Source organism: Acetomicrobium flavidum, assembly GCF_900129645.1.
GTDB lineage: Bacteria > Synergistota > Synergistia > Synergistales > Acetomicrobiaceae > Acetomicrobium > Acetomicrobium flavidum.
Genome location: NZ_FSQZ01000001.1, coordinates 1 through 13,792, shown reverse-complemented (window position 1 = coordinate 13,792; position 13,792 = coordinate 1). Strand labels below are relative to the sequence as shown.

General features: G+C 48.8%; 16 protein-coding genes. 2 read left to right on the top strand and 14 right to left on the bottom strand.

Annotated features, from left to right (window positions below; all coding sequences use genetic code 11):
* The first annotated feature begins 79 nt into the window (after positions 1-79).
* Entirely contained in the window at positions 80-1,885 is a 1,806-nt protein-coding gene (locus BUQ78_RS00080) for a hypothetical protein (RefSeq protein WP_074198893.1), read from the top strand.
* Between the two features lie 96 nt (positions 1,886-1,981).
* On the opposite strand, the gene BUQ78_RS00075 is transcribed toward BUQ78_RS00080, so the two are convergent.
* The 9 genes from BUQ78_RS00075 to uxuA all read right to left on the bottom strand — a co-directional run bounded on the left by BUQ78_RS00075 (position 1,982) and on the right by uxuA (position 8,927).
* Positions 1,982-2,992, bottom strand: a complete 1,011-nt coding sequence (locus BUQ78_RS00075) for a M42 family metallopeptidase (protein ID WP_074198892.1) — start codon at positions 2,990-2,992, stop codon at positions 1,982-1,984.
* Entirely contained in the window at positions 2,989-4,017 is a 1,029-nt protein-coding gene (locus BUQ78_RS00070; protein WP_310847715.1) for a M42 family metallopeptidase, read from the bottom strand. Before BUQ78_RS00070 ends, BUQ78_RS00075 begins: the two co-directional genes overlap by 4 nt.
* An 8-nt stretch (positions 4,018-4,025) precedes the next feature.
* Positions 4,026-5,039 (bottom strand): M20/M25/M40 family metallo-hydrolase, encoded by a 1,014-nt coding sequence (locus tag BUQ78_RS00065; protein ID WP_074198890.1) that lies wholly within the window; start codon positions 5,037-5,039, stop codon positions 4,026-4,028.
* Positions 5,040-5,062: 23 nt separating this feature from the next.
* Positions 5,063-5,473: a type II toxin-antitoxin system VapC family toxin gene (locus BUQ78_RS00060; protein WP_074198889.1), complete on the bottom strand. Its 411-nt coding sequence runs from the start codon at positions 5,471-5,473 to the stop codon at positions 5,063-5,065.
* Positions 5,467-5,712, bottom strand: coding sequence for a ribbon-helix-helix domain-containing protein (locus tag BUQ78_RS00055; RefSeq protein WP_074198888.1), 246 nt, complete (start codon positions 5,710-5,712; stop codon positions 5,467-5,469). Before BUQ78_RS00055 ends, BUQ78_RS00060 begins: the two co-directional genes overlap by 7 nt.
* A gap of 115 nt (positions 5,713-5,827) precedes the next feature.
* Complete coding sequence (locus BUQ78_RS00050) at positions 5,828-6,544, bottom strand: dienelactone hydrolase family protein (protein ID WP_074198887.1); 717 nt, start codon at positions 6,542-6,544, stop codon at positions 5,828-5,830.
* Positions 6,545-6,581: 37 nt separating this feature from the next.
* Complete coding sequence (locus tag BUQ78_RS00045; protein ID WP_074198886.1) at positions 6,582-7,244, bottom strand: flavodoxin family protein; 663 nt, start codon at positions 7,242-7,244, stop codon at positions 6,582-6,584.
* Between the two features lie 197 nt (positions 7,245-7,441).
* Positions 7,442-7,768 (bottom strand): cupin domain-containing protein, encoded by a 327-nt coding sequence (locus BUQ78_RS00040; protein WP_074198885.1) that lies wholly within the window; start codon positions 7,766-7,768, stop codon positions 7,442-7,444.
* A 70-nt stretch (positions 7,769-7,838) separates the two neighbouring features.
* Positions 7,839-8,927 carry a mannonate dehydratase gene (gene uxuA, locus BUQ78_RS00035; RefSeq protein WP_318259635.1) on the bottom strand — a complete coding sequence of 363 codons (1,089 nt, stop codon included), beginning with the start codon at positions 8,925-8,927 and terminating at the stop codon, positions 7,839-7,841.
* Positions 8,928-9,291: 364 nt separating this feature from the next.
* On the opposite strand from uxuA, the gene BUQ78_RS00030 reads away from it, so the two are divergent.
* A complete protein-coding gene (locus tag BUQ78_RS00030; protein WP_074198883.1) occupies positions 9,292-10,206 on the top strand; it encodes a DUF8155 domain-containing protein in 915 nt (304 codons plus the stop codon).
* Here the strand turns inward: BUQ78_RS00030 and BUQ78_RS00025 are convergent.
* From BUQ78_RS00025 to BUQ78_RS00005, 5 genes are read right to left on the bottom strand one after another with little or no spacing between them, the layout of a single operon-like run.
* Complete coding sequence (locus BUQ78_RS00025) at positions 10,175-11,155, bottom strand: LipS2 family lipoyl synthase (RefSeq protein ID WP_074198882.1); 981 nt, start codon at positions 11,153-11,155, stop codon at positions 10,175-10,177. The two genes, BUQ78_RS00030 and BUQ78_RS00025, sit on opposite strands and share 32 nt — an antisense overlap.
* Positions 11,156-11,158: 3 nt before the next feature.
* The gene (locus BUQ78_RS00020; protein WP_074198881.1) at positions 11,159-12,040 is read right to left on the bottom strand and encodes a LipS1 family lipoyl synthase; all 882 of its coding nucleotides are present in this window, start codon (positions 12,038-12,040) and stop codon (positions 11,159-11,161) included.
* Between the two features lie 13 nt (positions 12,041-12,053).
* Complete coding sequence (locus BUQ78_RS00015; RefSeq protein WP_074198880.1) at positions 12,054-12,812, bottom strand: lipoate--protein ligase family protein; 759 nt, start codon at positions 12,810-12,812, stop codon at positions 12,054-12,056.
* A gap of 3 nt (positions 12,813-12,815) precedes the next feature.
* Positions 12,816-13,091 carry a lipoate-protein ligase small subunit gene (locus BUQ78_RS00010; protein WP_074198879.1) on the bottom strand — a complete coding sequence of 92 codons (276 nt, stop codon included), beginning with the start codon at positions 13,089-13,091 and terminating at the stop codon, positions 12,816-12,818.
* Between the two features lie 49 nt (positions 13,092-13,140).
* Positions 13,141-13,335 carry a hypothetical protein gene (locus BUQ78_RS00005; RefSeq protein WP_074198878.1) on the bottom strand — a complete coding sequence of 65 codons (195 nt, stop codon included), beginning with the start codon at positions 13,333-13,335 and terminating at the stop codon, positions 13,141-13,143.
* Positions 13,336-13,792: the final 457 nt, after the last annotated feature.

The window sequence follows — 13,792 nt, the reverse complement described above, 5'->3', positions numbered from 1 at the left end:
ATAATACCGATGCGTCATTGTGGCATGCTATAATATTCTAATAATATATAAATCAATAATTTATAAGGGGGATTGAGCCATGAAATCAATGAAAAGGGCAGTCCTTCTACTTTTCTTGATTACTTCCTCGGTGCTGTTTGTAAATTCTGCCTTCGCTGCCATGGGGGAAATCCAGAGCTTTACCTTTAAGGGCACCGAAACGGACCTCCTGGGGATGAAAGAGACCTTGAAACCTGACGGCAAACCGGATGCCCATTTCGTAGTTTCCGTCAAAGGGGCTGGAGCTATCACGGGCGTAGAGCTTAAGGCTCTGGGAACGGATAGGACATGGGATACGATACCGGGCAACCAGAAATGGGGAATGATCGTACAAGACGGCAAGGGAGAGGATGTAACAACTGCTTCGGGGTCCTTTTCAACCAAACCATTTCTTGCCCTAATTACGCTTCACCTTTACGTTGCCGATGACGGTACTGCCTTCTCTAAAACCCGTGAATATGAGGTCGCTGTCTCATTCATCGATGGGAGTACCGCAAAGGCAAAGACGACCGTTCCGGGAATGCCCGATATTTTTACGGCTGAGGCTGAAAAGGTCGAACCGCCAGCGGGCGAGGAATTCTCGGCCGTGCTGCTTGGGATTGGAGACAAGGACATCGTAGGAAAGTCGGAAAAGATCCAAAGCGACGGCGTAAGGGACGCTCACTTTCAGATTCGGTTTAACACAATATCTGTCGTTGAAGAAATTTCGATAAGAAACGTGGACGGCACATCTTCGGCGTGGGACACCGCCCCGGGCAACGGAACATGGGCCATAGCGGTCTATACCGACGGCAAGCTGCGAAACAGAGAGGATGGAAGCGTAAAATTTGCCGTAGAGGGCGATACGACCTTGGACCTTTGGGTCGCAGACAACGGCTCCATTGCAGCCGGCTCTACCCGTTATGAGGTGATCGTCAAGTTCAACGATGGTAAGGTCCTGCGCAAGGCAGTCGAACGCAAAGAGGTGACCAAGGCAATACCGGATAAAGGGATTCTTTCGGCAGCCTTAATTGAGCCGGCAAAGGGAGATCTCACGTCAAGAAGCGAAGCCCTAAAGGGCGACGGAAAGCCCGACTGGAAGATCGCCCTTGAACTGGTAGCTGATGGTAGGATCATCAACTTCATCGTCCGCGGCGATGACGGTGCCTCGGAATGGGATACGATACCGGGAAACGGAAAATGGCTGGTAGCGGTGACGGATTCTTCCGGAAACGTCTTAAACGAAAGCAACGGCTCAGTCTCTTTGAGCGTGTCCGGGAAGAAGGACTTCAACTTATGGCTCACCGATAACGGTACCATCACAGAAGGCGACGTGAAATATAAAGTCCTCGTGGTCATGAGCGATGGAAGCATCCTGGAAAAGGAGGTCCTCCGCATCATTGAAGGAGAGCAAACTTCAAAAACTACTGCTCCTTCTGCCACTGCCCAGGTTTCAGACAAAATTAGGGCAACTTACCTGGGCAAGGGCCCGATGAACTACCTAAAAAAAGGGGAGGTTTCATCTCTTCTTGCTACGCCCGACACTAACCCCGATGTTCACGTGCTGCTCAAGCTCATTAATACCAAGGGGACCATAGAAAGCATAGCCATTAAGGCAAAGGACGGCAAAAGCGGAACCTGGGACACCATTCCGGGAAACGGCATATGGAATATAGTAGTAACCCGCGCGGCGTCTGGAGGAATACTATCTAATACGGACGGGTCTTTCAACATGGAGGTCGAAGGTGGCACGGAACTGCACCTCTGGCTGGCTGATAACGGAAATTTAAGCGTCGCACCGGAGAAATTTGAGATTTTTATAGCCTTTGAAGACGGACGATTGCTGAAAAACACCATAAAAAAGTAACCGAACAATTTATACGAAAGGGTCGCTTGCGCACGAGCGACCCTTTCGTCTTTTTTGTTTACGTTAAGCTATCCCCACAAATCAGCGTTCAAGGCATTAAAGCTCTATCTCCAAATCGACGAAGCTCACCAGCAATTTTACCGCTCCTTCTACGTCGTTTAGGTTCACCGTCTCGCTTGGCGAATGGACGTATCTGGTGGGTATTGAAAGCGTTGCGGAAGGGATGCCTTCCTTCGTCCTTTGAAGTGCGGCAGCGTTAGTGCCGCCGAAGGTCAAGACTTCCTTTTGGTAAGGCACATTCGCCTTTTGTGCTGCCTGCTCCAGCAGTTCGACGACCTTCCTGTGACTTATGGACATCTTGTCCTTGATCTTTATTGCAGGGCCTTTGCCCAACGCCATGGCATGCCTTTTAAGCCCCTTCGGATGATCGGCCGAATCGGTGACGTCAACGGCTACGCAAATTTGAGGAGAAAAGCTGTATGCCGATACAAAGGCTCCGACAAGCCCAATTTCTTCCTGGACGGAAAAAGATCCTATGACCGTATGGCGCGGATCCTTTAAATTCCTGAATACTTCAACTAAAACGGCACAGCCGATCCTGTCGTCCATGGATTTCGATGTGAGGTAATTGCCGTTTTTGTAAAAATAGGAATCGTAGACGCCAAAGGTGCCTATGGAGACCAAGCTTTCGGCCTCACTGCGGTCGCCGGCGCCGATGTCCACGAAGAGGTTGTCGAAGGTGAGGTTGGATAAATTTTTCTTTTGTTCCTCGGGCGTCTCGCCTTCGTAATAAACTACGCCTATGGCCTTGGGGAATCTGACCCTGTGGCCCACGTAGGTATAGGGAGAAACTCCGCCCACCGGTTCTACCCTGAGGAACCCCTTATCGTCTATATTCGTTACCACAAGCCCGATTTCGTCTATATGGGCGTCTAAAAGCACCTCTTTGTCATCTCTTCCCCTTTTCCAGACGAGTAAATTGCCCACGGGGTCGAACTTGTGTCCGTCTATGTGGCCTTCGAGGTATTTAAGGACGACTTTTTGGACCTCTTCTTCTCTGCCGCTGGGGCCGTAACTTTCTGTCAGTTCCTTGATTAAATCTATCATCTTGCAAAACCCTCTCCTTCTTCTAAGATTTTGCTGACCAGTTTGACCGTGTTTTCAAAATCTCCCAGGTCAATCATGGACAAAGGGCTATGGATATATCGAGCAGGAACGGAGATTACCCCGGCCGGCACTCCCCCGCCGGTCTTGGCGAGGCGCGCGGCATCCGTTCCGCCCGCGGTCCTCCTTTTCGGCTGGTGTTTGATGTCGTATTTTTGGGCGACCTGCAGTATGGATTCATAGATCTTTTTATTTACCACGTAGCCCCTGTGCATGAAGGTGATGGCCGGGCCGTCTCCTAGGCGAGTTGCCCACTGATGTTCCGGAAGCCCTGGATCGTCTCCTGCCGTGGTCCCCTCGATGACCAAGGCAAGATCTGGGCAAACTTGTTCAAAAAGCACCGCGCTTCCCCGCAGGCCTGGCTCTTCCTGGACCAGGAAGGCAAAGTACAGGTCGTCCTCGTAACGTTGTTCCTGTTCTATTACCTCCATCAAGACGGCGCAACCTGCCCTGTCGTCGAAGGCCTTGCCCGTTGCCCTGGAGTTTTCCTGCCTGAAATCCGTCGCAAATGAGATGTAGTCTCCTAATTCCACTTTACGTGAGGCTTCTTCCTTTGACCTTGCACCTATATGTACGCGAAGGTTTTCGAATTTGGGCGAGGCCAGCAGCTCGTCTTTCTTTTGAAGGTGTATGGCCTTGTAACCGATGACGCCCGGTAGCTCTCCCTTGATCCTGACGTGCTTTCCAACGACGACCCGGGGATCGACGCCCCCTACGGGGCCAAATGACAAAGTTCCGTCATCCTCTATGTTTGTCACCATGAAGCCAACCTCGTCCATGTGGGCAGCCAGGACGAACTTTCTGTTCGACCTGGTCCCCTTCTTGAAGGCGATCAGATTGCCTAGCACGTCGACCTTTAAGCTGTCCACCTTGTCTTTGATCTTTTCTTCTATAAAATTTCTGACGCGTTCTTCGTCTCCAGAGACGCCGTCAAGTTCGGATAACTCCTTTAAGTACAACGCCTTCACCTCTTTCATCACAGGTTCACGGTGCTTGCCAATGCCAGCAGGCGTGCGGTCTCTTCCACGTCGCGGGGATCTACCAATTCTACGGGCGTGTGCATGTACATGAGCGGTATGGAGACCAGCGCCGTCTTTATACCCGACCTCGTAAGCTGTACCTCGTCCGTGTCGGTATGAGACCTCCCGGGCGTCGGCTCGATCTGCGTCCTTACGCCGTGACGTTTTGCCACGTCACATAAGGCCTTGTAAAACTCCCTGTTTATTACGGGCCCGACTGCCAATACGGGGCCTTCCGAGATCTTAATCGGGGGCATCTGCGGCACGTGTTCATTGCCATGGGTGACGTCTACCACTATGGCCTCGTCCAACCCAAGCTCGTACGCGACGGAGACTGCTCCCGGGCCTGCGATCTCCTCCTGGCTTGAAAAGATGAAATAAACGTCAGCCCTGTTTTTTATAATCTCAAGCTTGCTGGCAGCCATGATGAGGGCAGCACAGCTTGCCCTGTTGTCTAAGGCCTTACCTGCGAACCTGTCGCCTAACGAGGTACATCTTCCTTCGATGACGCAAATGTCTCCTACGCTTACGGCTTCGCTCAAGGGACTACAGGATACGTCGACGTAAATGTCGTTGTAATCGGGGACCTTATCTTTTTGATCATCTTTTTGGAGGTGAGGAGGAAGAAAGCCTACAACTCCTGTGGCGACACCTTGTTTGGTGAATATCTTTATCCTTTGGGAGATGACCACCTTCGGATCTATGCCGCCGATGGGCTCGACCCTCAAAAAACCTCTTTCTTCAAGCTTTGCGACGACGAACCCTATCTCGTCAGCATGAGCAAATATCCCAAGCTTTTTGCCGTTTTGCCCATTTTTTACGGCTATAAGTGCGTTCATCTTGTGCTTTCTTATGGAATCGACGTAGGGTTTGATGTTTTCTTCGATGGCCTTTAGGGCTTCGTCCTCATAACCTGAGGGACTGTCCGCGCTTGAAAGACATTTAAGCAAAGAAACCGTATCCAATGACATCACTCCTTTTAAAGAACAGACATTTAAATCAAGATAAAACCCATAACAGAAAAATGTTTATCAAAAGCGAATGCCCTTTTGATGCCTATCTCCCTACAAAGGGCAAAGCTTGTACAGTCAGTATAGGAGAAATCTTGATCTTGATAGGATACAAAAATGTTCCAGGCTATCTCTTCAATCTTTTCATTAATGCGTTCCAGCAACAGATCTCCATTCAATGCAGATTCCATGACAAGGTTGTGAAATGTAATTGCTGCCTCCAAACCCGCATCATAACGAAGTCTCGTATACGTTTCATCGAGCACATAATTTGAGGTGACCAATACATCCTTTTCTTTTACAAGTCTATCCAGTTTTTCTCTAGCCGGGTTGTGATGGATGTCGTTAGCGATACAAACAGCAATCCACGCACTTGTGTCTACAAATACTAGCATTTTTCCCTGCCGTAAAGGTATTCGTCGTGTTTTTCGCTAGCATCCGACACAATGCTGTTTGCTATGCCTATCATTTTTAACAGAGGGTTCTCTTTATTATCCTTTTTTTGCTTTAACTTTAAAGCATACTCCTGTAAGGCCCTCCTAATGGCCTCCGATTGGGAAATGCCCATGCTAATACAGATCTCTTTTAAAATTTCCTCGGTGTCATCATCGAGATAAATCTGTTTACGCAGCATTTTATAACACCTCTTATTTTATAATGTCTATTGCTATTGTAAGATTATTTTATAAATAATGTTACTCCATATAGTCCTCAGATAACTTTAAACTGAAATTACAGATATGGTCTAATCATGTTAATATTTCAGCAAAGAAAGCCCTCATTGCTTCCCAGGACCTGCGGTCCGCCAGCTCATTGTAAGCGGCGCCCTTGGAAGGATCGTTTCCGGAGGCAGGGTTGGTAAAGCTGTGCACAGCACCGCCATAAAATATCATTTGCCAGTCAACGCCTGCGTTTCGCATCTCATCCTGGAAAGCAAGGACATGTTCCCTGGGTATAAATGGATCGTTTGCTCCGTGACATACCAGAATCTTGCACTTTATGTTTTTAGCTTCGTAGGGGTTTTGTGTGTCTAGATTACCGTGAAAGCTCACAACGCCATTTAATTCGGCTCCACTTCTTGCAAGCTCAAGCACCGTTCCACCGCCAAAGCAGTAACCGATGGCAGCTATCCTTGACGAGTCCACAAACGGGAGATCTTTTAGAGCCTCAAGCGCTGCACTTGCACGGGACCGAAGCATGGCCCTATCCGAGCGATACTTGGCGGCAAGATCTGCTGCCTCTGCTGTAGTTTTTGCCCTTACTCCTTTGCCGTAGATATCGGCGGCCAAAGCGACGTAACCAAGCTCAGCCAATTGTCTGGACCGTCTTTTCTCGTAGTCTCCCAGTCCCGTCCATTCGTGTACCACCAACACTCCGGGGCGCTTGTTTTCCGTCTTATCGTCGTAGACTATGTATCCCTCACAAACCACATCCCCGCATCTATATTCAAAAATTTCCTCTCTCATTCTCTTGGCCCTCCTTTTGGACTTTATCTCATCAAATTTAAAGCCATCCTTTCTCCCTCCAATATCCATACTCGCCTGCCCACTGCTCTTTTCTTGAAGAGATTGCATCTTTAAAGAACCTTCGCCTGACTTCCATGATTGCCAACTGATCCGGAAATTTTTTGCCCTCCCTGACAGCTTCGACAATTTGAGCACCGAGCGATCTGGCCCTTTCCTTTAGGGCATCAAATTCTGACATCGGTCCAGAGACTCCACCCACATACTGGATGCCACAGCTTATCATGTAATCTTCGAGGTAATCCAAAACCATCACGTGAGGCCCGCCTCCCGATGTGGCAAAGGCGGCGCCGTATTTGCCCAAAAGCATTTGGCAGTGAATAAAGGGGCTTGAACGATCCAAAAGCGCTTTAAGCTGAGCCGAGATATGGTTTATATAAACGGGCGAAGCGAACATTATGACGTCCGCCTCCAGCATCTTTTGGAGGATATCTCTTACGTCGTCCCTGAGAGGACATTTAAGAAGATCTTTGTGGCACAAGCCACAGCCAATACAATATTTGACGTCTTTATCGCTAAGATGCACACATTCAATTGCAGCGCCCGCATATTGCGATTTAATTTCGATCAAAGCCTCTTCCGTAAGTTTAAAGGTATTGCTTTGCTTTCCCCTCGGGCTTCCCGATATGCAAAGTATCTTCATGGTTTAGCCTCCCGTATGCTATTGAAATTTTAGATCAGTCAGGTAAATCAAGCTTCGACTCGAACTTGTACCTTAATTATATGCCTCAAGGCACGAAGGGGATAGCTATAGCAGTTACAAGGTAAATTGTTTACCAAGCGAATTTACTGCTGATGGGGCTGCTGGTATTTGTAAGTGAACATGATTTTAGATAGGGATTAGCGTCTCCAGAAAAAGGCAAGCCATATACATGGAGGGGTGGCGCTTGTCGAAAGGACGCGGTGTCTGACGTGAGCGGGGATTAAGACCCATTCTCCCCTATCGAGCACTTTTGTGCTGCCATCCTCCCACTGGATAGCTCCCTGTCCTTCGAGGACGCACACCCACTCATTCTCTTTTTGGTCGTACCAAAACCCCTCGGGAGATGCCTGGCCTGTCGAAATGATGCGCTCTATCCGCACCCATTCGTCGACGTAAAGGGTTTCGGTGACTTCCTCGCTAAGCGACGCCGATGATAGATCATAAAGATTCGCATTCTTTTTCATTAAAGGTACGCTCTCCATTTTTTGAGATCGGGCGAAAATTCAAGATTTAGGCCAAAATATATTTTAAATGCTAAAAAGCTGGGGTTCTATATTTATTTGCCATCTTTTCTATTGCTTCCCACAGGCCCTGCAGGTAAACTGCACCTAATGCCCTATCGTATAACCCATAACCGGGGCGGCCTGTTTCTCCCCAAATCATCCTGCCGTGATCCGGCCTCATGTATCCGTCAAACCCCACATCGTAAAAGGCCTTTACGATCTCAAACATGTCAAGGGATCCGCATTTGGAGAGGTGTGCGCTTTCGTAGAAATCCCTGTCGGAGGTGAACTTAAGGTTTCTGATGTGCGCAAAATGGATCCTGCCTTCCTTGCCAAACTCCCTAATGATGGCAGGGATGTCGTTTTGCCTGTTAGCGCCCAGAGAACCGGTGCAAACGGTTATGCCGTTATACTTGCTTTTGTTCAGGTCCAGAAATTTGCGTATGTTCTCCCTTCCCGTTATGACCCTTGGTAAGCCAAACACCGGCCACGGAGGATCGTCGGGGTGTATAGCCATCTTTATGTCGCACTCCTCTGCGGAAGGTATTATGCTATCGAGGAAATATTTGATGTTTTTCCAGTACTTGTCCTCCGACATATCCTTATATCTTTCTATGGTCTTGGAGATTTCCTTAAGCCTTTCGGGCTCCCAACCGGGTAGCTCTGAATCCTTCGACTGTTCCATAAACTGTTCGGCGAAGTTTTCAGGATCTATCTTGGAGACGAAATCGTGCCTATATGCCATGGTCCTGGAGCCATCTTCTAATTGGTATTCCAACTCCGTCCTAAGCCAGTCGAAAGCGGGCATGAAGTTGTAGCAGATCACCTTCACGCCTATTTGGGAGAGGTTTTTCATGGTCTTTATGTATTTTTCTATGTAACTGTCCCGTGTTTCGAGCCCTAACTTAATATCCTCATGTACGTTTACGCTTTCTATCACTTCAAGCTTTAGGCCGTAGCTTTCGACCTCTTCCCTTAGGGCCTTGAGGCGTTCTAATGGCCACACCTCGCCAACCGGTATGTCAAGCAAGCTGGTTACAACTACCTCCATCCCGGGAATCTGCCTGATCTGCTCAAGCGTTATATGGTCATATCCCTTTCCAAACCAACGAAAGCTCATCTTCACGACATATCTACCTCCATGTTTACGCACTTAGATGACCGGTGCGATCTTGTCTATCATATTATATGAAAAAACACAAGCTTCGGTTTGTTGGTGTGATTCCTGAAGCGTAAATAAACGAAGCCTTTCTTTGCTAGATTTAAGCTCCACTTAAGCTGCGCGCATACTAAAATACCTGTATGTAAGTTGTCAATACAAACCAGCTGTATTTTAACGCCCTATTTATATATCCGCGATAAATTGTTATATTTGCAGTACGATAGATACTATTGGCACGACAGATAGGAGGAGTTGTATAATTGGTGTTTAATCGATCTGTGCTGCGGATTTTTTCAAGGATTTCAAGGAAGGGAGATATTTTTTGACTGTTGAGATCGCGAGTTTCTGCGGGATAAAGATATACGCGCAACTGTCAAACAGGGTGACCTTTTTCAACAGCCCCTACCCTGCGCACTTCGAGCATAAAGCTGTCGACATCTACCCTTTCTCTCATGACGCCCCCTCTCCCGTAGAGGGAAAGGTTATGTATATTTATGAATTTACGGCTCCAAGGACGAAGCAATTTCAAATGCCCACGAAGGAATACCTGATCGCCATCGAAACGCCGGTGGCGTCTGAGTACCTCGTTCGCATCCTACATGTAAAACCAATCGTCAAGGTGGGCGACAGCGTAAAGGTCGGCCAGATCCTGGGGGAAATGGTAAAAAACGGGCACTTCGACTCCTGGACCGATCTTCATATGCACGTCGAAATTAGGCCGCGCGACAATCTGATCAGGGCAAGGGGAGGCATGCCGATTTACGCTTCCTTGAAATGGGAAAAGTTTTACGGCATGCTTCCTGCTTCAAGCTTTCAGGGCAAAGTCATCGTCCAAAGGCCGAATTACACGCTCCTTAAAGGCCCCATTGCCCGGATGGGCTTATTTTCCGGCCTGCCCGTTACAGTTGGCAAAGGCATTGGGATTTTAGACGGGGGTCTGCCGCATTACGGCTTTGGAGGCGTGCTGGCACGCGGAAAGGTAGAGATCGGCGATCCCGTATACATTGACGGTGTAAAGATAGGGCACGTAACAAATATTTACTCCGACGGTTTTGCCAGGTTTGAGGTAGAACCTTTTTCAGTAAAGCTTGACAACTTCATCATGAAGGGCATTTCGTGCTATATGGGCTTGTCCGGTGATTTTATGTGGAAGTTGATCCCTCAAGACGGAAAAAAGATGAGTTTGAAGGATAAAGCCTCAGTCATCATCTGCCCGCAAGGCCAAGCTCATTCTTGATGGATTCTATCTCCTCTTTTGTGGGCTTTCGAGGAAAGTTATACATCGGGCCCAAGGGCGATTCGTTGTAGAAGGGCCTGTTGCAATTAGGACATCCCGACGTCATGAAGGGAATGCCGCTGTCCGCGTCAAGCTCAAGCGTAGCGCCGTCAACTCCAAAATCATCTAAGCGTCCGCCTTGAAATTTCATGCCATCTGCTCTGGCGATGCCGCTTGCTATGAGGTGGCGTGCCATCTGGATTTTCCTGTAGCTTGAAACTTTAGGCCTCGCCCATTTTTCAAGTGGGGTTCCCTTGACGGGAGTAAAGGCAAAAAGCCCTACCGTTATACCGCGGTCGTAGAGCATCTGGATTGTCCTTATCATCTCCTCTTCGCTTTCTCCCAAGCCGACGACGAGGTGGGTCGTCGCCCTGCCGATGAGCTTTTTTGCCTCCTCAAGGGCCTTTAAGTGGGCCTCCCAGCGATAGGGAGATTTTGCTCCTTTGCCCTTTATTTTCTCGAAAAGTTCGGGAGTAGCGGCGTCCAGAGCGATCCCTATGCGCTCTGCTCCTGCATCTGTCAGCCTTTTTATGTCCTTTGGCGAGATCGGATGGCAGGCGACGGAAAGGGGAAGATCGCAGGCTTTCTTTATCGACGAAACTATTTCGACGAGGTCATCTGCGACGCCGGGGTAATTTACGGACTGAAGGCATACCCTTTTGAAAGCATGGGTTGATTTCTGCAGCGCTTCGATGACGTCGTCCAGCGAAAACCTTGGCCACTCCACTCTGGAAAGCATCTCGCCGTCGGCGAGGCTTTCTCTTGCCTGAGGGCAAAACATGCAGTTGGCAAGGCACTTGCTTTCGCTGTAAACCAGCAGATGGGCCGTGGTGGGGGCAACTTCAATTTTAACCTTGCAAAAGCCTAAAACAGCAGCGGTGCCCAGCGCAACCCTTACATATTTGACCAACTTTTACCCTCCTATCTCCATTGGGACGGCACAGCAGAGCTCTATTTTTTGAAGTTTTAAACCCATATTTCTAGCCGCTTCCAAGGTTTCTTTTTTCGGCACCACGATCCCGTTTACGCGCGCCTTGAGCGCCCGAAGCTCGTATTCTGTTTGTCGGGGCCTCATGCAGCCAAGGAAAATGTTTGCCTCTTCCATTTTGCTGCGGGCGTAGGATATTACGTCCTCGACCTCATCGGCCGACGGAGGGTTTACTGCCTCGAAGGCCGTGCCTCCTGTGGGTATCAACACCAAAAAGACAAGGGTGCTCACTTTCCTTGAGCACGCTATTTCAACGGCCCTTTTTTCGCCTTTGAGGCGCCCCCCGTGGAGGCCAATCGTTATATGGGGCACCACGCAGGAGACATTTTCAAGCAAATGATCCAGGGTGCTGACGTAGTCCTCGACAGATTTGTCAAGACCTGTGACTTCCCTTATCGTTTCGTCGTCGCCTATCAGGTCAAAGGAAACGACGTCGACGCCAGCGTTGCCAAGGCTTCGGGCAAGACCTTCGGGGACGAGCCCGCAGTGGACGTTTATCGCCAGCTTTGTATCGCCCTTGATGCGTGCCAATGTGTCGACGAAGCCCTCCAAAGGCACCCACCCGTTTTCGTTGTAACCGCCGCTTACAAGCACTCCCTTGTATCCTTTTTTGTCGAATTCGAGGCACTTTCGGTAAAGGGTTGCGGAATCGCTACAGGGGATCATATGTTCGAGGTAGTGGCGATCGCAGTGTTTGCAGTGCATGGCGCAAGCATTTCCCGTTATCGAAAGGGAGGGAAATAAGGGTTTTGGGTAGAAGGCGTAAAAATTATTTTTGTTGTCGCCTGTCGTTTCGTATTCTTTCATTCCGCCTGCACCCTTACCGCTTCATGAGCCATTCTTTTGAGGCGTATTTTGCCTTTAGCTCTTCTGCCAAGTTTATTTCCTCGGGCATCAAGTCGCCTTCCTCGAAAGATGCGCCCAAGGAATCGGCAAAACCCGCACACATCGCATCTCTTACCTCCTCAAAGCTTGGGCGCTTTTTTAGCTCTCGCGCAAGAGACGTTACCCGCTCATAAACGGATGCGATGAACTTGTCCGAGATCTTCTCAGGGCTTACCTTTAACAGCTCGAACATCAATCGGATGTCAGGGTCAACAAGTATCGTGCCGTGCTGCAGGACGCTTCCCCACTTTCTTGTCTGTGCGCTGCCTGAGATCTTTTTGCCGCCCACCTCGACATCGTTTAACGGGGCAAAGCGAGCTTCAAGGCCCAAGCGATCAAACCCCTTAATCAGCCCACCGCAGATCACCCTGAAGGACTCCATGATGTCGCGGGGTAAATCCTCCTGCCTGCAGACGACGCTGTAGGTAAGCTCGCCGTCGTGATCGTGAAACACGGCACCCCCGCCGCTTAAGCGCCTAACGATGGCTATGCCGTATTTGGCTGCGGACTGCATGTCGACCTCGCGCTCCAGGCTTTGAAAATACCCGAGCGAAACGGTCGAGGGCTGCCACCTCCAAAATCGCAATGTATTTAAAGACCTGCCCTCTGAGTTAAGTTTTAAAATGGCCTCGTCAATGGCCATGCTATAGAAGGGATCGTCTATCCTTAAAGGAATTACCCTCCAGCCCTCCATGATTTACCTCCTAACGGCCCTTATTATGGCCTCAACAAAGCAGTCGGGCGTAAGCATTGGCGCTTGGATCTGCCTTTGCTCGTAAAACTGCTCAATCAGCTTGGATAACTCTGCCCTTTCTGCCTTGGCGCCGACCAACAGTCTCTCAAGGTCGTCGAGCGCCTCTTCGGGATACATGAAGAAATCCCCGCTTATGTTGATATCCGATATGACGGTCCCGTCAAGCTCAAGCGAAACCTTTATAATTCCCTTTGGCGCCTTAAACTCGCCGTAATACATGTCCTTCTCCTATTCTATCTGTTCATTAAACTGCAATTTATCATTGAAGTTAAAATTCCAGCACCTTTAACACCTCAGACTTCAGTTTAGCATCGATCAAGGCCTCAAGCGCTGCATCCAGCTTCGCTTCATCATTAACTGAGAATATCTTTTCTTCTTCCTGAGGTGTCAGGCAAAACTTGCTGTTGAGAAGCTTCACCAGCTCCTTTTGCTTTTCTCTTAACTTCTTCGAAAGAAATGTCATGAACATTTCGCCCCCGCTTGCCTGAGATCAGGCATAAAAGCACTGTCTTTTGCTGCCGGCGAAGATATTATAGCAGCTAGGGCAAAAACCTTGATATGCGAATTTAGCAAGCAGCCGACTTAGTTGGCTTGAGAGAATCATATAGCATCCTCCGGTATTTTGAAATCGATTTAACCTGTACCTTTCTTTTTGATCGTCGATAAACTACAATAAACCCAGTGTGTAACCAAATTGGTCTTCTTCACAAGCACAACAATCGTAAGTCCTAAGTTAAGCATGGATAAGGAGGATGTTTCATGAAGTCTGTACGCACAAAGATGTTGGTTTATGTGCTTTCCGTTGTAGTAGCATCATTTGTGGTCATCGGGATAATTTCATACCTTGAAGTTTCTAAAAATGTAAGGGGTGTAACCCTAGACCTTACAGGCCAGATTAGCAAGGCTGTGGCAGGGCAGCT